The sequence below is a fragment of the Legionella sp. 39-23 genome, assembly GCF_001897665.1.
In the GTDB taxonomy this organism is placed as follows: Bacteria; Pseudomonadota; Gammaproteobacteria; order Legionellales; family Legionellaceae; genus Legionella; species Legionella steelei.
Genome location: NZ_MKTO01000005.1, coordinates 1 through 20,583, shown reverse-complemented (window position 1 = coordinate 20,583; position 20,583 = coordinate 1). Strand labels below are relative to the sequence as shown.

Here is a 20,583-nt window from a genome sequence, read left to right as displayed (position 1 = left end):
TAAAGATCAGTGTATACCAGTTTGGTAATCATTTCAGTGACTTAATGCTATGATTTTCTGGTTTTTTTAGCAATAGGGTGTATCGAGGCCCAAAATCAAGGTACACTGAACGATAAGGTTTGAAAAGGATTTGATAGGGTAGGGAATGCGTAATTTATTTTATTATGTTATATGGAGTGCAATGAGCCTTGTAGCGAGTGAGGCGCTCGCGGCCACCCCTTTGACATTCAAACAAGCCCTGGGCATTGCTTATCGCAATAATCCCGAATTACAAGCCGAAATAGATAAAGCACAAGCCATGCGCGGTTTTTTTATCCAAAGTGGGCTTTATCCCAATCCTCAAGTGACTTTAACCGCAGAAAACTTTGGCGGCTCGGGAAGTTATTCGAGTTATGAAGCGGCAGAAACTACGGCATCAGTGACCCAGCCCATCCCTTTGGGGAATCGGTTACAGTATCTGAAAAAAGCAACCTATGCAGACTACTTAGCTTCTCTTGCCCAAATTCAAGTGCAAAAAGCGATACTTTATGTGGCAGTTGGTGTGGCCTATGTGGATGCACTTTATGCAGGTCAATGGCATCAAGTAACCCAAAAACTTATTCGCCTCAATCAAGACATCGTAAGCGCAATCGAGCGTCGAGTTAAGGCAGGCGCAGGAGCGGAATTAGACTTACGTTTGGCCCAGGTGCGCTTAGGCGAAGCGCGTATTCAAGAAAATAAAGCCGCACGGGATGCTTTATTTCAGCGTGCGAAATTGGCGCGTCTATTAGGTGATGGGTTACGAGTTGATAGACAATTGGTGGATAAAGGTCTTCCTGGAGTGACATTGAACTGGGCTGTGTTACTTAGAAAATTACCGCAAAGCCCTCAGTTAGTGCAGCTTCAACAGCAATTACACGCCAAGCGTGCAACTATTACTGCAGTTAAAAAATCTGTGTGGCCGGATTTAAACATTCAATTAGGCGGTCGTCATTTCTCTGATGATGGCAGTAATGCCGCAGTGGCTTCTGCTTTTGCAGAAGTGCCTGTTTACAATAGAAATCAAGGCAAAATCATAACCGCTGAGGCACAATACACCCAAACGGCTCATGAGCTTCAAGGTACACGCCTTGATGTGCGTCAAAATGTCTATGGGGCTTTTCTACAAGCCGAACAAAGTCATTATGAGGCAAGCTTGGTGACGAATTCATTATTACCTTTGGCCCGTAAATCAATCAAATTGGCACAAGACGGCTACCAAATGGGACGTTATACGTACATTGAATTATCTACAGCCCTTAATTCGTTGTATGAAGAAGAGCGTCATTACCAACAAGCTCATGCTGATTATCATAAAGCCTTAATTCAACTGACCGGGCTTTTAGGATTAGCGCCTTCTAAGGAGAGTAAATGAGAGTTTTAAAGCCATTCCTATCCTGCATGCCCTTTATAATTCTGTTATTGGGGTTAAGTTCCTTTTCGTTATGGGCAGCAAATGAAGAATCCCATGGCGATGAAGAAAAAAATCATCAAGAAACCATGGAAAAGGGTCCGCAAGGTGGGCGTTTGTTTAAGGATGGAGATATAGCCCTTGAGTTTTTAATTTTTGAACGAGGTATGCCACCGCATTTTCGCGCTTATTTGTATAAGAATGGTGAGCCTATCGCGCCTGGGAAAGCGCAATTGACCGTTCAGTTAAAGCGATTTGGTGATAAAAAAGAAGCAATTGCGTTCACTCCTGTCGAGAATTTTTTACAAAGCGTTGAGGCGATTGAAGAGCCTTATTCTTTTGATGTGAGCATTCAATTAGAATTCCAGGATAAACGTTATGCCTGGCATTATGCGACTTATGAAGGCCGCATTAAAATGGCGCCAGCCATTCTGAAAGCGGCAGACATTCAAACGGCTAAGGCACAAAGCCAAACAATTAAAACACAACTTAAAGTCGTAGGCAAAATTGCTCCCAATCGAGATACCTTAGCCCCCATCTATGCACGCTATTCAGGCATTATTAAATCAATGACTAAAAATTTAGGCGATGAAGTCACCAAAGGGGACGTATTAGTTACGATTGAGAGTAACGAAAGTTTACAAAATTATACAATTAATGCCCCCATGAGCGGAACCATCGTGCAAAAATACGCAACCAATGGGGAGCTTGCGCAAAACACCAAACCTATTTATGAAGTGGCTAATTTGGCTACTGTGTGGGCCGATTTTACCTTGTATCGTAAAGAGGTGCCTTTAGTAAAACAAGGCATGAGTGTGGTGGTAACTGGAGATGAAGGAACACCAAAATCCATCAGCACCATTTTTTACATTGCGCCCTTAGGCATTGAAGACAGTCAAACAACGCTCGCACGAGCAGTTCTTTCTAATGAGCCTCGTGTTTGGTTGCCTGGGATGTACATTAATGCCGCAATTACCATTAAAGAAAAAACGGTTCCAGTTGCCATACTTTTGTCGGCTATTCAGCGCATGGATGAGAAAGAGGTAATTTTTATCCAGCAAGGAGATTATTTTGAGGCAACGCCTGTTATTTTAGGCCAAAGGGATGATGAGTGGGTCGAAGTAGTTTCGGGGCTTGATGCAGGCCAGCGCTATGTCAGTAATAACAGCTTTTTTATGAAAGCAGAATTAGGTAAGGATGGCGCGAGCCACGAGCACTAAGGATTGGTAATGCTTGAAAAAATAATTCGTTTTTCCCTAAAGCATCGATGGTTTGTCTTATTATTTACGACAATCATTGCTCTTTATGGTGTGTATAATTTTCAACGTTTGCCTATTGATGCGGTACCTGACATCACCAACGTGCAAGTGCAAATCAATACTCAAGCCTCTGGCTATTCACCCTTTGAGGTGGAGCAACGAATTACTTTTCCTATTGAACTGGCTATGAGCGGGTTGCCTAATCTGGATTACACTCGTTCTTTATCACGTTATGGACTGTCGCAAGTCACGGTGGTCTTTAAAGATGGAACGAACATTTATTTTGCGCGTCAATTAATTAATGAGCGCTTGCAGGAAGTAAAAGACAAGCTTCCTCCAGGAGTAGAAACCACCTTAGGCCCAATCTCTACAGGGCTTGGTGAGATTTTTATGTACACGGTCACTAACAAGGCAAATGTACCAGTAAGTCAGCGTTACAATCCAACGGAACTGCGTACCGTTCAAGATTGGATTATCAAGCCACAACTGCGTAATGTGGAGGGAGTGGCTGAAGTAAACACCATTGGGGGTTATGAAAAACAATTTCACATCACTCCAGATCCCATGAAACTGGTTCGGTATGGGTTAAGCTTAAACAACGTGGTTGAGGCATTAGAACGCAATAATGCCAATGTGGGTGCGGGATATATTGAAACCAATGGCGAGCAGAACTTAATTCGCGTACCAGGGCAGGTGCAAAACATCACCGATATTGAGAACATTGTTATTGCAAGCTTTGAAGGAACACCTATCCGAATTCGTGATATTGCAGAAGTGGCTTTAGGCAAGGAGCTACGAACAGGAGCAGCAACAGAGAACAGTAAAGAAGTCGTTTTAGGCACAGTATTTATGCTTATGGGCGAGAACAGCCGCACGGTGTCTGAACGAGTCGCGGCCCAAATGAAAGTTATTAATAAATCATTGCCAGATGGTATTGAAGCAGTCACGGTCTATAACCGAACCTTGCTTGTGAACGCTACCATTAATACGGTGAAGAAAAACCTGATTGAAGGGGCATTGCTTGTTTGTGTTATTTTGTTCTTGTTTTTAGGTAACATTCGCGCAGCACTGATTACCGCGATGGTGATTCCTTTATCCATGTTGCTTACCATTACAGGGATGGTATCTAATAAAATCAGTGCCAATTTGATGAGCTTAGGCGCTCTTGATTTTGGTTTGATTGTCGATGGTGCGGTCATTATTGTTGAAAACTGCATTAAGCATTTGGGTGAACAACAGCATGCTTTGCATCGTGTTTTAAATTTAGAAGAGCGCTTGAAAGTCATAGCTTATGCCACAACGGAGGTGATTCGGCCTAGTATCTTTGGTGTCTTTATTATCACGGTGGTTTATTTACCGATTTTAACGCTCACAGGGGTTGAGGGGAAAATGTTTTTGCCGATGGCGCAAACGGTTATTACCGCGCTGCTTGCTTCCATGCTCTTTGCTCTGACTTTTGTTCCAGCTGCCGTTGCCATTTTTTTAGGTGGACGTGTACAAGAAAAAGAAAATTGGTTGGTACACTACCTCTCACTTGTTTATGCAAAAGCCTTGCGCCGCTGTTTTCATGCCAGAAGGTTGGTGATAGGAGGTGCAGTTGCTTTGGTAGGGATTAGTCTCTTGCTCGCATTTCGTTTGGGCGGGGAATTTATTCCAAGTCTTGATGAAGGCGACATTGCCATGCACGCGATGCGAATTCCTGGCACCAGTTTAACACAAGCCATTACCATGCAGCACTTAGTGGAAGAGCGAGTAAGCCAGTTTCCCGAAGTCAAACGAGTTTTTGCAAAACTGGGGACTGCGGAGGTGGCCACTGATCCTATGCCGCCCAATGTCGCTGACACGTTTATTATGTTAAAGCCTCGGAAGGATTGGCCGAATCCTAAAAAAAGCAAACAGCAACTAGTACAAGAAATCGAGGCGGCAGTAAAGCAAATTCCAGGGAATAACTATGAATTTACTCAGCCCATTCAGATGCGCTTTAATGAATTAATTTCAGGGGTGCGTAGTGATGTCGCGGTGAAAGTATTTGGTGATGACATGAATACATTGCTCGAAGTAGCTGAAGCCATCAGTGCTCAATTAAAAAAAGTGCCTGGTGCTGCTGATGTAAAAGTAGAGCAAGTCAGTGGTTTACCGCTACTAACCGTTGAAATCAATCGCGATGCTTTGGCACGCTACGGCTTACAAATTGGCACGGTTCAAGATGCCATTGTCATTGCCACAGGCGGCAAAAAAGGTGGCGAGCTCTTTGAGGGAGACAAGCGTTTTGATTTAGTGGTGCGCTTGCCTGAAGAGTTACGTACAAACCCTAATGTACTACGCCAAGTATTTATTCCGTTGCCACAGGCTAAAGATGGCGAACGACATTTTATTCCGTTGAGTGAAGTAGCCAAAATGGTGCGCAGTGAAAGCCCCAATCAAATCAGTCGGGAAAGTGGTAAACGGCGTGTGGTGGTCAGTGCTAACGTTCGCAATCGGGATTTAAGCTCATTTGTGAATGAAGCCAAGCAACGGATTGACCAGAGTGTCAAAATTCCCAGTGGCTACTGGGTAACCTGGGGTGGTCAGTTTGAGCAGTTGCAATCAGCCTCTCAACGGCTACAAATCGTTGTTCCTATCACACTATTGGGCATTTTCTTATTGTTGTTTATGAGTTTTGGTCGAGTACGAGATGCGCTCTTAGTGTTTAGTGGCATTCCTTTGGCGTTAACTGGTGGGGTATTTGCACTGTGGCTTCGAGGGATTCCCTTGTCCATTTCAGCAGGTGTTGGGTTTATTGCGTTGTCAGGGGTGGCAGTTCTTAATGGCCTGGTCATGATTACCTTTATTAATAAACTGCATGAACAGAAAAAAATGTACTTAAAAGATGCGGTGCTACAAGGCTCTCTGGCGAGGCTTCGTCCGGTACTCATGACTGCTTTAGTGGCCTCTTTGGGGTTTGTACCGATGGCTTTGGCTACGGGCACGGGCTCTGAAGTACAACGTCCCTTGGCGACCGTGGTCATAGGTGGCATTATCTCATCCACTTTTCTAACACTCTTAGTCTTACCCGGTTTGTATTACCTGTTTCATGAGCGGCACAAGAAATCACTAATTAAAAAATCAGGCAAAGATGAGTGATTTCTTTGATGGAACTGTAACAATATGAGTAATTGTCATTTTAAAGTAAGTGGAAAGACATCCATAAAGAACACTATAGCAAAGATAAGTGCGGCAGCAAGAGAAAGATAAAATCCCAAGTGTGTTATAAATTTCATTTTATGGCCGGAGCTTCCTTTTGCCAGGATAATCAAAATTAGCCCCATAAAAAAACAAATCCTAAGATGATAAGAAGACTGTGATTTGAAAGAAGGGGCGTCATTCTTCTTCCTTGTATAAAAATAAATTCATTTAATTATAGCTCTTTTGAGCAAAGGACACGGATAGTGTTTTGACAACTTCTGTGAATGAGCTACACTAATAGTTAAATACTTATTTAACTGTTTAATTAACTATGCTAACTCAAGACCAAATCATCACTTTAAGCGATATCTTGCATTTGATGGGTGAGCCCAATCGTTTAAAGCTTCTTATCGCGTGTTTGGATGGTCCAAAATCAGTTTCAGAGCTGGCGGAACAACTGCAACTTTCGGTGCCATTGGCGAGCCATCATTTAAGTCTATTACGTTCTGCACGTCTTCTTTTAGCAAATAGAGAGGGAAAACATATTTATTACACTATTTATGATGCGCATGTGCGTTGTATTTTAGAGGACATGCTCAAGCACTTTACTGAAGAAATGGAGAATTAACATGAGTTTTCTAAAACGAATGCTTGGAAGTCTTGGCGGCCATCATGGCGGATATCGCCGCTCTCATCATGGTCAAATAAGCCAACAGAATAATTACTCAACCAATCCTGAATCAAGAGGATTGAGTTGCCCGCGCTGCAAGAGCTCTCTAGCTCCTGGGGCACGATTTTGTAGTCAATGTGGCAGCGGTCTTGAGAATACTCAATGCAGTTGTGGTGCCACTATTACTGCAGGGGCAAATTTTTGCGGCCAATGTGGGAGCTCATTATGACAAAGCCTCTAACTTTAACTACTTTTTTTGTTGCAGGCCTTGATTGTCCGGCTGAAGAGCAATTAATCAGGCGCCAATTAAAAGTGATTCCTGAAGTGGCGCAGATGGATTTTAATTTCATTGCTGAGGAAGTGACCGTGCACCATCGTCTTCCAGCTATTGATGTGTTGCAAAAACAAATTGAAGCGTTAGGCATGAGTGTTCGGGTTCAAGGCAGCACCTCCTCTGCAAAAGAAGAGAAGAAGCAAGTTGATTCGTCATGGCCATTGCTAGCTTTGGCAGGCTTTTTAGCGCTTTGCTCTGAGTTAACTGCTTATTTCATTACTAAAGAGCAATTTATTTGGGTCATTCTTCCCGCTCTGCTTGCCATTACCTTAAGTGGTCCCTCTACTTTTAAGAAGGGTTTAATCGCGCTGCGTACTAAGGCCATGAACATTAATAGCCTGATGTTAATTGCAATCACCGGGGCCATGATTATAGGGGCCTGGCCGGAAGCCGCGATGGTCACTGTTTTATTTGCTCTTGCTGAGCGAATCGAACGTTATTCTTTAGATAAAGCCCGCCTTGCCATTCGCAGTCTCATGCAAATTGCACCAGTGGTGGCTCGGATTAAAATGGATAATGGTCAATGGCAGACTTTGCCTGTAGAAGAGGTAGCCGTTGGTGCGGTATTTAAAGTAAAACCCGGTGAGCGCATCCCACTGGATGGGGTGTTGATATCGGGACAAAGTACGGTCAATCAAGCCCCGATTACAGGGGAATCCATGCCAGTGAGCAAGCAAGTAGGTGATGACGTGTTTGCAGGGACTTTAAATGAGCACGGTGCCTTTGAGGTTAAAGTCACTAAGGCTTCGGGTGATACATTGCTTGCTAAAATTGGTAAAGCCATTGAGCAGGCACAAAGTGAGCGGGCGCCAACGCAACGTTTTGTCGATGAGTTTGCCAAATACTACACCCCAATTATGGTCTTGATTGCACTGGTTATTGCACTTATTCCCCCGTTGGTGTTTGGTTATCCTTTTTATGACTGGATATATAAAGCCTTAACGTTATTGGTTATTGCTTGCCCTTGTGCTTTGGTCATCTCTACACCGGTAACGGTAGTCAGCGGATTGGCTTCATCGGCACAACATGGTCTTCTTATCAAAGGAGGCAGCTATTTAGAAATGGGGCACCAGCTTAAATTAATTGCTCTGGATAAAACAGGCACCTTAACAGAGGGAAAACCTGTAGTGACTGATTTTATCGTTTATGATAAACAACAATCGAAAGAGTCCTTATTAGTCCTTGCTGCAAGTCTTGATAGTCATTCGGAACATCCAGTGGCTCATGCTTTGGTTGAATACTGGCGGCAAAATCAACCTAATGAGTCTTTGCTTGAGGTAGAGCAATTTTCAGCACTTCCTGGCCGCGGGGTGCAAGGAATTATTAGTCAAGGATTGTATTACGTTGGAAATCATCAACTGGCAGAAGATAATAAGGTGTGCTCTCTTGCTGTAGAGCAGGAACTTAAGCGTTTGGAAGAGGAAGGAAAAACAACAGTCATTTTGAGTAATTCAGCGGTGGTTTTAGCCGTTTTTGCAGTGGCCGATACGCTTCGTGCTACGAGTAAATGGGCAATTGACACCTTGCATCAACAAGGACTTAAAACAGCGATGTTAACCGGTGATAATGCCCTGACGGCTAAAGCCATTGCCAAAGTGCTGGGGATTGATGAAGTGCAGGCGAATGTTTTGCCTACTGAAAAATTACAAGCAATTAATCGGCTTTTGGAACAGTATAAAACGGTGGGAATGGTGGGTGATGGAATCAATGATGCACCAGCACTTGCAAAAGCTACGATTAGTTTTGCGATGGGCAAAGGTACCGATACGGCTTTAGAAACCGCAGATGTTGCGTTAATGAATGATAATTTAGCCATGCTTCCTTTATACATTGATTTAAGCCGAAGAACGGCGCGTATTCTTCGCCAAAATATTACTTTGTCCCTTGCAATTAAAGGGGTGTTTTTCATTCTGGCCCTGGGAGGATTAGCAACGTTATGGATGGCGGTATTTGCTGATATGGGTGCGAGTCTAATTGTTGTTGCGAATGGGCTGCGCTTACTTAATTCCCATAAAGGGCATTCGGAGTATCAGGAAATGAAGGGATAATGAGAGTCTTGGTGGGTTTGTCACGAAAGAGGTTGCATGATGAATGATTGGGTTGAAAATGAACAATATAGCGCTCATCCATTGCGTTTTTTAGTGGTGGAATCCTCATTAGGAATTCGTATTCTCATTCGTATGCATTTATTAGAGTTGAAGCATTTGGTGGATATGGCAGGGGATGATGAATCGGCAAGAGAGTTGGCTTTCATGAGAGTTTATGATTTTATCTTAGTGGATAAAAATTTAAATTGCTATGAGCTGATTGACCAGATACAAAAAAATTCGGTATTAAACAACCATACGCCCATAATCATTTTAACTTCTAGCCATAATCAGGAAAACCCGTCTCATGAGAGCGCTACTTATTTTAAAAAACCCATATCCAAGAAGGATGCAGTACAGTTGCTTTATTTTCTAAAAAATATTAAAAAATGAATTTTTTTAAAGGTGGCGTGCAAACATAAAATGGAGAAGATAAGATGCATTTATCTTCTGTTATTCAGTATGTTACGATGTAAGTAGTTTCAAGTTATTTTGATTGGCTGTTAAGGAGAAATAATGAATACTAATGGATTTAAAATAATTGTATTAATCGGTTTATTGGGTTTGGGCTTGACTGCCTGCACTCCTAAAACAACACCTGCTCCAGCTCATCCTGAGGTTAGCTATGAGGGAGGATTTGGTGGCGATGGTGGTCATGACCACCAACCTAAGAACGACTAAATAGGAAAACATAAATGTTTACTAATGGATGGTTTTTAAGTTCTTTAGGTATTGCAATTATTGTATTGATTGGTCTTATCTGGTGGTTCAGAAAAACTAAGAAAACCATCCATTTTTACACCGCTTTTATTACTTTTCTTATCCTTGCCGCGATTTTCTTACATGGTGTTTCATTTAAATTAAATTAGCTGGTGCTGATGAGGAGCAATAATGAGTAAGGATGTACCTCATGATTTAAAAAAATACTCAAAAGAGCAGTTACTGTGGTTCGCTCTTTTGCTCACGGGAAGCTTTTTAATTGCCGAGGTCGCTGGTGGCATTATCACAGGAAGCCTTGCATTAATTTCTGATGCCGCACATATGCTAACGGACGTTACCGCTCTTATTATTGCTCTAATTGCGATTCGTATTAGTAAACGTCCTGCCGATGCGCGTCGCACGTTTGGTTATAATCGATTTGAAATTTTAGCGGCTGCATTTAATGCGGTCCTTCTTTTTTTAGTGGCCCTTTATATTTTGTTTGAGGCCTATCAGCGACTCAAACAACCTCCTGAAATTTATTCCTTAGGAATGCTCCTCATTGCCAGTCTTGGTTTGGTTGTTAATATAGCGTCTATGTACCTTCTTTCCCAAGAAAAAGATAAAAGCTTAAACCTTAAAAGCGCTTATCTTGAGGTGTGGAGTGATATGTTGGGCTCTTTAGGGGTTATTGTTGCCGCACTTATAATTCGCTTTTTAGAGTGGAGTTGGGTCGATTCTGCTGTGGCAGTATTAATCGGTTTGTGGGTATTGCCACGCACCTGGGTTTTATTAAAAGAAACAGTGAATATTCTTCTTGAAGGTGTGCCAGCTGGAGTGGATCTGGAGATAATTAAAAACCACATGATGGCTGTTGAGGGTGTTTTGGATGTACATGACCTGCATATTTGGGCGATTACCAGTGACAAAATTAGCCTCACAGCGCATCTTGTCATTACTCCCTTTGTAGAAGAGGGAGCTATAAGAGTGAGCGTTCAGAGCATTTTATTCTCTCAATTTGATATTGGGCATACGACCTTACAAACGGAACATAAGAAAACTCTGGATAAAGAGGGTCTTTGTAGTTTTTCAAGCCATTAGGTTTCTAATAAGAACTGCTCTTTGATGAGCTTCGGATTAAACCATCATTACTGCTAATCTTTAAGAATTAAGATGGAATAGGAGTCGTTCATGGAAACTGCGACCAAGAAACAAGGTTTTGTAATCAGTATAGGGGCCCGATTGCTGATTGGATTTATGGCTCTTAGTTTGCCTTTATTGATATTAATTATGCTGTTATTACCTAAAGTAAATGATGTGATTGATCTCACACATAAAATTCATAGTGAAAATTTACCACCAATCCTTGATAGTCAAATTTATCAAGCTCAGGACATTCTTGAACATTGGGCAATGACTGGAGATCCAAAGGATAAAGTTTATTTTGCTCATATCTGGAATGAAATCACTCATGTTAGAGATCAGTGGGATCGAGTCATACGCAAATTAGATGATCCAAAACTACGGCATGAGTGGAGCAAGCTACAAGAATTATATTTGCCTTTTTATCAAGCTCAAGCGTCAGTACTCAATGCTTCTCGAGACCCGAATAATCCAGATAATGTAGAAAACAGCAGAAATAAGACAAGAGCTTTTGAAAAATCAATGATCAATATCATTGATGGTCCTTATTATGAAGAGACCGGCAAAAGAACTGGTGGATTATTCAGCGACTTAGCACGTGAAATAGAAAAGAATGTAAATACAATAGATAACAGCCTAATTTCCTTAAAAAAATCAGCCTTTTGGCTACTCATTTTAGCCATTGTTTTAACCCTTGTTGTGCCTTACACAACCCAACGAGCTATAGCAATTCCAGTAGATAAAGCGATTGATATAGCCGAACGAATTGCTGCAGGAGAGCGTGATGTCGTGATCCAAATTCAATCGGCAGGCAAATTAGGTAAATTGCTTCTATCGCTCAAAGCCATGCAAGAAGCCATTAGAAAAAATGAAGAAATTCTTCGTACTAAAGAAGAAGAATCTCGAGAATTATTTGAAAAACTCGTTAATGCATCGAAAAAATTTAGAGAATACAGCAGTAAAGTTGCTGCAGGAGATCTTCGAGAGCGTCTTGAAGTTGATAAAGAAGGTATTTTACACGAGCTGGGTAACGATTTAAATTCGATGACCAATGGTTTGGCATCTATTACCCAAAAAATCACCAAAGTAAGTAATAATATCGTAACTATGGTTGGGACGGTCATTACGTCTGCTAATCAACAAGCAGAAAGTATTACCTCCCAAGCAACTGCAATTAATGAAATCAGTGCTTCGCTGGAAGAAATTGATAAAAGCTCAAAAGAAACGATGACCAAAGCACAAGCGCTGAAAGAAGTGGCTAAAAATACCTATGAACAAGGAAAACGAGGTAGAGAGTCGGTCCAGAAAAGTATTCAAGGATTCAAAGATTCAGAAGAAAAAATGAAGCTTATTGCGCAAACCATTCTTGATCTAAGTAATCACACCCAACAAATTGGCGACATCACATCGGTGGTCAATACTTTGGCCCAACAATCAAAAATGCTGGCATTGAATGCTTCAATTGAAGCATCAAAAGCAGGTGAGGCAGGAAAAGGTTTTGCTGCAGTAGCTAATGAAGTAAGACATCTTGCCGAACAATCAGAACAATCGACAGTACAAGTACAAAAAATTCTTGAGGACATCCGACGAACTACAGAAAAAGCCGTTACCGTTACGGAAGAAGGAACAAAAACTCTTGATTCAGGAACACAACTTATCGAAAAAGCAGGCCAAGTCATTCAAGCGCTCAGCCAAATGATTCATGAAGCATCTATTTCCAGTCAACACATCGAGGTGGCTATACGGCAGGAAGCTGTAGGTATTGAACAAATTGTTGAAAGTATGAATGAAATTAATCGTACCACTTCAACCTTTTCAAGCGGCATTAAAGAGATGATGGCATTTATTCATAATTTGGATGATATTGCCAAACATTTAAAGGAAGACATCAATTTATATAAAGTTTGAAGGCAGCGCATGTTTTTAGGTGACCTTATTATTTAAGAACGGGTTGTATTTTTTAGGCACAGCTCATTTATCAATTTTCAATAAAAAATTATAATGGACGACTAAGAATCCCGCAGCAACAGAATAAATGGAGTAAAAAATTATCTGATGTGTCAATACACGCAAGTAGGTTTTTTCCACCGATCCCGTTCAAGCTGCCAATAATAATTAAATCAGTATGGTTAAGTCTATTATGCATTCAGTAAGATTGGTTTTACTATTACTGTTAAAGGCAGTGGTTTTCTTGGAAAAAGCTATTTTTTCCAAGAAAATTGTGCCCTAATGGCCAGAGTCAATTAGAACAATTTTAAATGTAGAGGGGAAAAGAGTAAATGAACACCATAAGCCGCTATGTCGTACCTTTTCTAGTTCTTGGATTCGTTGGTTGCAGTAAAAATGTACCTTTATTGCCTGAAGCACAGCATATCAGGGTTGCTCCACCGAGCAACAATATGAAGCATTGCTCCGATTTGGGCAAAGTGGTTGCCTATGATGTGAATGGCGTTAGTCAATCTTATCAATCCCATGAGCATCTTTATCAGGACGAATTAAATACTTTGAAAAATAATACCGCCGAGTTAGGAGGCGATACGTTAGTTATTACAAAAGATAAATCAACTTTTAGTGGTAATCCTAAAACACATTTAGTCGATAAACATACTTTAGAGGGTAAGGCTTATCGGTGTAAGTAAATGACAAAGAAATCCTATCGGTGCTGCATGAATTATGTAGGAGTTAAAATGCTAATTTTTATTCTCAAAGGTACCACTTAGGTTATCCATAATGAATGCAAAATGAAATTGTTCTCAGTATGATAAGTTAGACCATGATAAAAAGGATTTTATAATGTTTGAAATACTCCCCAATTGGCATCCGATTTTGGTGCATTTTACCGTCGCATTATTTACTACATCATTTGGTTTTTACCTACTTACGTATTTATCTAAATCCACGCCTCTTGTCTCGGATAAAATGACGTTAGAATTTGAAGTTGTTGGCCGTTGGTGTTTATGGTGTGCGGCTTTAGTGACGATTTTGACGGTTATTGCCGGTTTTTATGCTTATTATACAGTGAAGCATGATGAGCCAGCACACATGGCCATGATGAACCATCGCAATTGGGCATTGTCTACTGCTTTTGCCATGTGGCTTGTTGCAATTTGGTCTTTATGGCGCTATTACAAGCAAAAAGCAATGACTCTTACGTTCCTTGTCGCAATGTTTCTTGTTCAGGGTTTGTTGCTCTCTACAGCCTGGCGTGGTGGGGAGCTTGTGTATCGCCATGGATTGGGTGTCTTGTCGCTACCAAGTACCGAAGGTGAAACCGAACATCATCATGAATAAAGCCCATGAAAAGTGCGTCGATTTTTTCTTAATAAACATCTTAAAACGCAATCATTGAAGAATAAGAAGGGAGAATGGATTGTGCTGAAAAAAATAAGTGTATTTCTCACCAGTCTTTTGGTGATGACCAATGTGTTTTCTGCCCAGCGTGTTGTTGATTTAGTTGTGGGCTACAAGACCGTTCATTTTGCTGGAAAATCTCGAGTTGCGATTGCGGTAAATAATCAGATTCCAGCACCAACACTACACTTTAAGGAAGGCGATAAGGTCACTATTAATGTATACAATCATTTGGATAAACCCACAACAATTCATTGGCATGGTGTTTTAGTTCCTTGGCAAATGGATGGTGTGGAGCATGTGAGTCAAAAAGCGATTCCATCAGGAGGTGTATTTCATTATCAGTTTGTACTCAAGCAATCAGGAACGTATTGGTACCATGCACACTCTGAATTACAAGAACAACAGGGCTTATATGGTGCCTTCGTCATCGACCCGATTAAGGCACCCAAATATAAATACACGAAAGATTTTGTTGTGGTGTTATCCGATTGGAGTAATACCAAACCAGAGCAGATTTTAAAAAATCTAAAGAAAGAAGGGGATTATTATTCTCCGCGATTTCCGCTGCAGCCCTCTTTATTAAAATTTATGCATGATTATAAAAAAGGCTCCGCAGAGGAACGTAAGCGATTGTTTAATGACTACAAAATGATGCAACAAATGCGCATGAGTATTTATGATTTTAGTGATGTTGCTTATGATGCATTTTTACTCAATGGTCAACCCAAATTCAAACCTTGGACTGCTTTGGTGAAGCAAGGGGATGTGGTACGGTTACGCTTTATAGGTGCTGGAGGAAGCACCATTTTTCGTGTAAAAATTCCTGAGTCTGAAATGCAGATGGTGCACGCCGAAGGGAATGATGTGAGACCCTATATGATTAAAGATTTTGCCATTGCATCAGGTGAAACCTATGATGTGCTTGTTAAAATTCAAAAAAACACACCCTACATCATTTATGCAGAATCCTTAGATACAGTAGGGGCTGCATACGGTGCCTTAGTGACCTCTTCGCAACATTCTGTAGATTATTCAAAAGTACCTCCATTTCCTGAGCCATTGCCAGTTACTCGAGATATGATGGCCATGATGATGGGGAATATGAATCAAGGTACTTTACCTCAGACAGCAAAATCAGCCACTAAGACAAAAGAGAGAAGACATGCTCTTAAAATGAACATGAGTTCAATGTCTCATGAAATGGACAAGAAAAAATCACACGTTAAGGGAGCAAATAATTCATCGTCTATGCCCAACATGAAAATGGACTCCAACATGAAAATGGACTCCAACATGAAAATGGACTCCAACATGAAAATGGACTCCAACATGAAAATGGACTCCAACATGAAAATGGACTCCAACATGAAGATGGACTCCAACATGAAGATGGATTCCAACATGAAGATGGATTCCAGCATGAAGATGCCCACGGAGCCAACTATTATTGGAGACAAGATGGAGCCACCCAACTCCTCTTACAAAACTTCAATGGGCACAAAATATCAGCCCATGATTGCCGCAGTGAAAACAAATGATCCGAATACTCCAGTAGCGCATGTAATCAATATGGAGTTGTTTGGGTATATGGATCGATTTATTTGGTTTATCAATGGAGTTCCTGCTTATAAAGCGAAACCCATACGTTTAGATCCTGGGAAACGCTATCGGTTTGTATTTACCAACACATCCATGATGCATCATCCCATGCACATTCATGGTCATTGGTTTATTTTGCGCAAGGGGAATGATGCCTACGATCCTTTATTGCATACGATTGATGTGCCACCAGGTGCTACGATAACCGCGGATGTTGACACCGATGCCAGTGGCCAATGGTTTTTTCACTGTCATTTTCTTTATCATATGATGACTGGGATGTCGCGTGTGTTTCAATATTCTACATTAATAGAAATTACACAGGGTAAAAGAAAGCCGCAAAATATTATAAAACAAACGCCTTATTACAATCGTCCCATTGTACGAGTGGATGAAACCATGCCTATCGATTCTTCCTTGGTGAAGTATCCGATGGTCCATCCTGCAGGTTTATGGCGCGCCTCATTTATCGATGCTGGTGCTGATCCGTTTCATAATGCACAACGCCTAAATTACAAGGGTTTATATGGTCCTGATTATCATAAGCTTGAATTATTCGTCAATGATGCGGAATTGTTGAAGGGAAAGGTTGAAAGTGCTGACATTGATATTTTTTATTGGCATTTAATCAGCCAGTTTTGGGCGATTAAAGCAGGTGCTAATTATACCAATAAACCAGCAAATACACCCTATTGGCAGCCAGGTATTGGTATTGAAGGGTTAATGCCTTATTTTATCGATACCAATCTTCGAGGCTATTACTACAATGGAAGTGCTAAACTGGATTTGGAGTTATCGCGAGATACCCAGATCACCAATAACTTTTTTATTAGGGCAGGGGTACGCAGTATTCTGGCTTCGAAAACAGTCATTCAAGCCAATATCGGTAATGGACTCAATCAAATGCGCTATATTGTCAGGCCTTATTATCGGCTGGCTCCTGGATTAAATATTAATGTTGAATACGAACATGAGCAAGATTATGGCGCTTTTAAAAACATACAAATAATTAATGGGGAAGCAGCCAGTCAAGATACGGTAACATTTGGCCTTACCCTGTTATTGTAAGAGAAGTGGACAATTAATATTGAAATTTGAGCTTTTTATTTTAAATCAACTCTGATTATGAGCCTTGTCTTGTACTATTCCAGGTGTTGAGCAAAAGATTAAAGTGGTGTCATTTAGAGTTAGAGGGTCGAGGGTTAGCTGATGTACTTACGAATCATATCTCCAACGTTTGCGGCTCTGGGTGCCGCTGTGTTTTTGGTGGTTGCATACCTTTTGCCAAAGAACTTGTTGGATTATTATATGTTGGTAGTGGTATAGGATTGATTGTAACCTGCTTAATTAAAGACCACGGTTGGCATCATTCAGGATTGGTAAAAGATGATTGGATTTGGCGGAATTTTAGAACCTGTATTATTAACGTTTGGCCTACAGTAAACAAGTGCCGCAACAACTTCTATATTATTGAATCTTAAAGCAGTACCCACTGCCTTATAAGGGGGTAATTCCATTTCGTTGTATAAGGACCCTTCACCACCTTGTTGAGCCTGCTTTAGAAGTGCTGATAATAAAGCTGTATTGTAATAGATCATGCACCAGGGGGTTCTGGTTAAGTAGAGCAATCAGACCTCCGTCCACTTGTTATTCAAGTATCAATAAAACAGATCGAGTTGGGTAGGGCTTCAGGTTTTGATTCCCTTTTCATTTCATCACATCCATTGGCTTATTTAGCCCTGGTGCAATTATTAAGATCTTTTTGAGAATTTTGATGTATACTATACCTACGTATAGTATACATTTTTAGAGATTTAATTTATGGCACATTTATTAAGGGATAAAAAGAAGCTACTTCATCGCATTAACCGTATTCAAGGCCAACTGAATGCATTGAAAGAAAAGCTAGAGCATTCTGAAGAAAATGATTGTGGCGGTGTTTTGCAGTTAATCGCTGCATGTCGTGGTGCAATGAATGGTTTGATGGCCGAAGTTATCGAAGGTCACATACGTAATCATCTGGTTGATCCTGATAAAAGTCCATCATCAAGCCAAGCACAAGCAGCTCAGCAATTATTGGATGTTGTTAAGACCTATTTAAAGTAAGTTTAAATAAATTGAGGAACTGTCAATGAATCAAGAACATAATGATCACAGCCATATTTTTACTTTGGTAGAGGGATTGCGCATAGGATTCGTATTTATTTCTCTTCTATTGAGCTGGACACCTTTAGGGACTCAATTTGTACCATTTAAATATATTGGTTTTATTGCCGCACTCATAGGTGGGTATCCTATTTTTAAGGAAGCATTTTCATCTTTAAGCGAACGCAAAATGACTATGGAATTATCCATGACAATTGCATTGCTAGCCGCTTTAGCTATTGGGGAAGTATTTACAGCATTAGTGATTATACTTTTTGTATTAATTGCTGAAGTACTAGAGGGTCTTACTATCGAGCGCGGCAGACGTGCTATAAAAAGTCTTCTTGATTTCATGCCTAAAGAAGCATTCATTCGGCACCAAAATGGTGAGAGCAAAAAAAATATCGAGGAAATAAAAGCGGGTGATACTATTATTGTTAAACCGGGTTCCCGTATACCAATAGATGGAACTGTTATTAGAGGACTAACTTTTGTTGATCAATCTGCAATAACAGGTGAGTCAATGCCAGTAGAAAAAATTGCTGGATCTGAGGTCTACGCAGGATCTATCAATCAATCTGGTGCCATTGATGTGGAAACAAAACGAGTTGGTAAAGATACGGCTTTTGGAAAAATTATTCAGGCAGTTGAAGCGGCGGAAAAATCTCGTGCTCCCATTCAGAAAACAGCTGATCGTCTTGCAGGCTATCTTGTTTATTTTGCTATTGGTGCCGCACTTCTCACCTATTTTCTTACTCATGATATCCGCTCAACTATATCTGTGATTATTGTAGCAGGTGCATGTGGCGTAGCCGCGGGAACTCCATTAGCTATTTTAGGAGCAATTGGTAGAGCTGCGGGCAAGGGGGTTATTATAAAAGGTGGCTTATATATCGAAGTGCTAAGTAAAGTGGATACGGTAGTTTTTGATAAAACAGGAACCCTTACTTATGGCGCACCCTCTGTTGTTGCTGTTTGTCCTATGCCCGGCATTACTGAGCAGGCTGTACTTGAGGCTGCGGCTATTGCTGAACGATTATCAGAACACTCAATCGCCAGAGCTATTTTGCAAAAAGCAAGCGAGCAAGATCTGGATATTATTGAACCGGAACACTTCGATTATAAACCTGGAAAAGGGATTATTTGTTGGGCAAATCAAGAAAAAATTATTGTTGGTAATTTGGCTCTGTTTCAAGAGGAACAGATCAATATCAGTGACGTTAAGCCAGGCCCGAACTATTTATCTGAGGTGTTTGTCGCGCGTAATAATCAATTACTCGGTGTAATACGAATTGCAGATATCATACGTAAAGAGGCCAGAGAAGCAATAAGTGAAATAAAAAGAATGGGTTTAAACACAATTCTTTTAACCGGGGATACCTTAACGATTGCGCAGGAAATTGGTAAGCAGCTTGGAGTAGCCAAGGTAGAAGCCGAACTGCTTCCAGAGCAAAAAGCAATCCGTATTCGAGAGTTTATGTTAGCAAAGGCAAAAATAGCGATGGTTGGTGACGGTATCAATGATGCGCCTGCATTAATTGAAGCAAATGTGGGTATTGCTATGGGTACTGGGACGGATGTGGCGCGAGAGAGCGCTGACATTGTATTATTAGGCAATGATTTATTCAAATTTGTTGAAACAAAATTTGTTGAAACAGTTGGAATTGCAAGAAGATGTTACAAAATTATTATGGCGAATTTTGCAGGCACACTTTTGGTAGATACGGTGGGTATTTTATTAGCGGCTTTTGGCTTTCTTAATCCGCCATTGGCTGCTTTTATTCATGTTTCTTCAGAACTAATTTTCATTATGAACTCTGCCAGGTTGCTTCCAAATGTAATAATAAATAGGAAAGAGCAAAAAGGGATTGTAAATAATACTATTTAATATTTTCTGACTCAAAATTGGCTTCTATTCCTGAAAGGATATTTTCTGTCATGCATGTATTATCAATTACCTTTGATTACGATAGGTTTTTCATAAACAGAATCCTTTAGGATATCAAACTGTTTTATTGAGGACATTATTTGCGAAGGACATCGATAGGCGCTTCCTTCAATGGTATGATTGCTGATGTCTGTATGTCGGCTCGGACTCCATAATTGATATCGCTTAACCAAGTTTTGATGTTTTTCAAACACAACAACATTTGCATTTAATTTTTTTCCTTCATTTTTAAGAAAATTAATGTCATCCTTTTCTAGGTTTTTTTCTAATCCCCAGGTAAATTGAATCTTCGTACCATGCACATCCTTGCCAGAGATTTTGCCCAAAAATGTGCAGGATTTTAAATCCGAAATAGTGTGATCATAGAGAATCGTGATATTTTGAGCACCGGGTTTTAAGGATCTTGGTACACAGCCAATAGTGGTACTCATGATAAAGAAAATAATCATTAAAAAAATCGATTTATTCATGGCAATCCCTTATAAATCTTATGACAGAAATCGACGATTGTTTGTCTTAACGCTCCCTGAGATCGCCGGCCCTTATATTCAAAAAACATATAAATAACTTTTGGTTACACATTATATTTTCTTTGTTGCCAAAGAAGATAGATTACTGGAATGACAATCAAGGTAAGTACTGTCGCACTGAGCATACCCCCAACCATTGGGGCCGCAATGCGTCGCATGACCTCAGAGCCTGTGCCTCCTAGGCCTAGCGCTCCGGAACTTGCGCTCTGACGCAAAAATCC

The 20,583-nt window shown here is 40.6% G+C and carries 18 protein-coding genes; 16 read left to right on the top strand and 2 right to left on the bottom strand.

Going from position 1 to position 20,583, the window contains the following annotated elements:
* Positions 1–181 precede the first annotated feature (181 nt).
* From BGO44_RS02645 to BGO44_RS02570, 16 genes are all read left to right on the top strand, one after another.
* Positions 182–1,393 (top strand): TolC family protein, encoded by a 1,212-nt coding sequence (locus BGO44_RS02645; protein ID WP_375152885.1) that lies wholly within the window; start codon positions 182–184, stop codon positions 1,391–1,393.
* The gene (locus BGO44_RS02640; RefSeq protein ID WP_273201375.1) at positions 1,390–2,649 is read left to right on the top strand and encodes an efflux RND transporter periplasmic adaptor subunit; all 1,260 of its coding nucleotides are present in this window, start codon (positions 1,390–1,392) and stop codon (positions 2,647–2,649) included. The genes BGO44_RS02645 and BGO44_RS02640 overlap by 4 nt, the downstream gene beginning before the upstream one ends.
* A 9-nt stretch (positions 2,650–2,658) precedes the next feature.
* On the top strand, positions 2,659–5,811 hold the full coding sequence (locus tag BGO44_RS02635) for an efflux RND transporter permease subunit (protein ID WP_058478596.1): 3,153 nt from the start codon (positions 2,659–2,661) through the stop codon (positions 5,809–5,811).
* 373 nt (positions 5,812–6,184) lie between these two features.
* On the top strand, positions 6,185–6,481 hold the full coding sequence (locus BGO44_RS02630; protein ID WP_058478595.1) for an ArsR/SmtB family transcription factor: 297 nt from the start codon (positions 6,185–6,187) through the stop codon (positions 6,479–6,481).
* Position 6,482: 1 nt separating this feature from the next.
* Entirely contained in the window at positions 6,483–6,752 is a 270-nt protein-coding gene (locus BGO44_RS02625; protein WP_058478594.1) for a zinc ribbon domain-containing protein, read from the top strand.
* Complete coding sequence (locus BGO44_RS02620) at positions 6,749–8,905, top strand: heavy metal translocating P-type ATPase (protein WP_058478593.1); 2,157 nt, start codon at positions 6,749–6,751, stop codon at positions 8,903–8,905. The genes BGO44_RS02625 and BGO44_RS02620 overlap by 4 nt, the downstream gene beginning before the upstream one ends.
* A 36-nt stretch (positions 8,906–8,941) precedes the next feature.
* Positions 8,942–9,337: a response regulator gene (locus BGO44_RS02615; RefSeq protein ID WP_230849075.1), complete on the top strand. Its 396-nt coding sequence runs from the start codon at positions 8,942–8,944 to the stop codon at positions 9,335–9,337.
* A gap of 123 nt (positions 9,338–9,460) precedes the next feature.
* Positions 9,461–9,625, top strand: a complete 165-nt coding sequence (locus BGO44_RS02610; protein WP_165481737.1) for a hypothetical protein — start codon at positions 9,461–9,463, stop codon at positions 9,623–9,625.
* A 14-nt stretch (positions 9,626–9,639) separates the two neighbouring features.
* Complete coding sequence (locus BGO44_RS02605) at positions 9,640–9,813, top strand: hypothetical protein (RefSeq protein ID WP_165481736.1); 174 nt, start codon at positions 9,640–9,642, stop codon at positions 9,811–9,813.
* 22 nt (positions 9,814–9,835) lie between these two features.
* Positions 9,836–10,744, top strand: a complete 909-nt coding sequence (locus BGO44_RS02600; protein ID WP_058478592.1) for a cation diffusion facilitator family transporter — start codon at positions 9,836–9,838, stop codon at positions 10,742–10,744.
* Positions 10,745–10,834: 90 nt separating this feature from the next.
* The gene (locus tag BGO44_RS02595) at positions 10,835–12,694 is read left to right on the top strand and encodes a methyl-accepting chemotaxis protein (protein WP_058478591.1); all 1,860 of its coding nucleotides are present in this window, start codon (positions 10,835–10,837) and stop codon (positions 12,692–12,694) included.
* 371 nt (positions 12,695–13,065) lie between these two features.
* Positions 13,066–13,425, top strand: a complete 360-nt coding sequence (locus BGO44_RS02590) for a DUF4156 domain-containing protein (protein ID WP_058478590.1) — start codon at positions 13,066–13,068, stop codon at positions 13,423–13,425.
* A gap of 154 nt (positions 13,426–13,579) precedes the next feature.
* Positions 13,580–14,077, top strand: coding sequence for a DUF2231 domain-containing protein (locus BGO44_RS02585; RefSeq protein ID WP_058478589.1), 498 nt, complete (start codon positions 13,580–13,582; stop codon positions 14,075–14,077).
* A gap of 93 nt (positions 14,078–14,170) precedes the next feature.
* The gene (locus BGO44_RS02580) at positions 14,171–16,807 is read left to right on the top strand and encodes a multicopper oxidase domain-containing protein (protein ID WP_286822652.1); all 2,637 of its coding nucleotides are present in this window, start codon (positions 14,171–14,173) and stop codon (positions 16,805–16,807) included.
* Positions 16,808–17,560: 753 nt separating this feature from the next.
* Entirely contained in the window at positions 17,561–17,845 is a 285-nt protein-coding gene (locus BGO44_RS02575) for a metal/formaldehyde-sensitive transcriptional repressor (RefSeq protein ID WP_058478587.1), read from the top strand.
* Between the two features lie 25 nt (positions 17,846–17,870).
* The gene (locus tag BGO44_RS02570) at positions 17,871–19,772 is read left to right on the top strand and encodes a heavy metal translocating P-type ATPase (protein ID WP_058478586.1); all 1,902 of its coding nucleotides are present in this window, start codon (positions 17,871–17,873) and stop codon (positions 19,770–19,772) included.
* A 62-nt stretch (positions 19,773–19,834) separates the two neighbouring features.
* Here the strand turns inward: BGO44_RS02570 and BGO44_RS02565 are convergent, their stop codons facing one another.
* Positions 19,835–20,302, bottom strand: a complete 468-nt coding sequence (locus BGO44_RS02565; RefSeq protein WP_058478585.1) for a DUF4156 domain-containing protein — start codon at positions 20,300–20,302, stop codon at positions 19,835–19,837.
* 104 nt (positions 20,303–20,406) lie between these two features.
* The coding region (locus tag BGO44_RS18540; protein WP_502688214.1) for an efflux RND transporter permease subunit at positions 20,407–20,583 on the bottom strand (177 nt) is incomplete at its 5' end.

What these genes read in the sequence shown, in the direction of transcription:
- BGO44_RS02645 (WP_375152885.1), top strand. Translation starts at nt 182, where the DNA reads ATGAGCCTTGTAGCGAGTGAGGCGCTCGCGGCCACCCCTTTGACATTC.
- BGO44_RS02640 (WP_273201375.1), top strand. Translation starts at nt 1,390, where the DNA reads ATGAGAGTTTTAAAGCCATTCCTATCCTGCATGCCCTTTATAATTCTG.
- BGO44_RS02635 (WP_058478596.1), top strand. Translation starts at nt 2,659, where the DNA reads ATGCTTGAAAAAATAATTCGTTTTTCCCTAAAGCATCGATGGTTTGTC.
- BGO44_RS02630 (WP_058478595.1), top strand. Translation starts at nt 6,185, where the DNA reads ATGCTAACTCAAGACCAAATCATCACTTTAAGCGATATCTTGCATTTG.
- BGO44_RS02625 (WP_058478594.1), top strand. Translation starts at nt 6,483, where the DNA reads ATGAGTTTTCTAAAACGAATGCTTGGAAGTCTTGGCGGCCATCATGGC.
- BGO44_RS02620 (WP_058478593.1), top strand. Translation starts at nt 6,749, where the DNA reads ATGACAAAGCCTCTAACTTTAACTACTTTTTTTGTTGCAGGCCTTGAT.
- BGO44_RS02615 (WP_230849075.1), top strand. Translation starts at nt 8,942, where the DNA reads ATGATGAATGATTGGGTTGAAAATGAACAATATAGCGCTCATCCATTG.
- BGO44_RS02610 (WP_165481737.1), top strand. Translation starts at nt 9,461, where the DNA reads ATGAATACTAATGGATTTAAAATAATTGTATTAATCGGTTTATTGGGT.
- BGO44_RS02605 (WP_165481736.1), top strand. Translation starts at nt 9,640, where the DNA reads ATGTTTACTAATGGATGGTTTTTAAGTTCTTTAGGTATTGCAATTATT.
- BGO44_RS02600 (WP_058478592.1), top strand. Translation starts at nt 9,836, where the DNA reads ATGAGTAAGGATGTACCTCATGATTTAAAAAAATACTCAAAAGAGCAG.
- BGO44_RS02595 (WP_058478591.1), top strand. Translation starts at nt 10,835, where the DNA reads ATGGAAACTGCGACCAAGAAACAAGGTTTTGTAATCAGTATAGGGGCC.
- BGO44_RS02590 (WP_058478590.1), top strand. Translation starts at nt 13,066, where the DNA reads ATGAACACCATAAGCCGCTATGTCGTACCTTTTCTAGTTCTTGGATTC.
- BGO44_RS02585 (WP_058478589.1), top strand. Translation starts at nt 13,580, where the DNA reads ATGTTTGAAATACTCCCCAATTGGCATCCGATTTTGGTGCATTTTACC.
- BGO44_RS02575 (WP_058478587.1), top strand. Translation starts at nt 17,561, where the DNA reads ATGGCACATTTATTAAGGGATAAAAAGAAGCTACTTCATCGCATTAAC.
- BGO44_RS02570 (WP_058478586.1), top strand. Translation starts at nt 17,871, where the DNA reads ATGAATCAAGAACATAATGATCACAGCCATATTTTTACTTTGGTAGAG.
- BGO44_RS02565 (WP_058478585.1), bottom strand. Translation starts at nt 20,302, where the DNA reads ATGAATAAATCGATTTTTTTAATGATTATTTTCTTTATCATGAGTACC.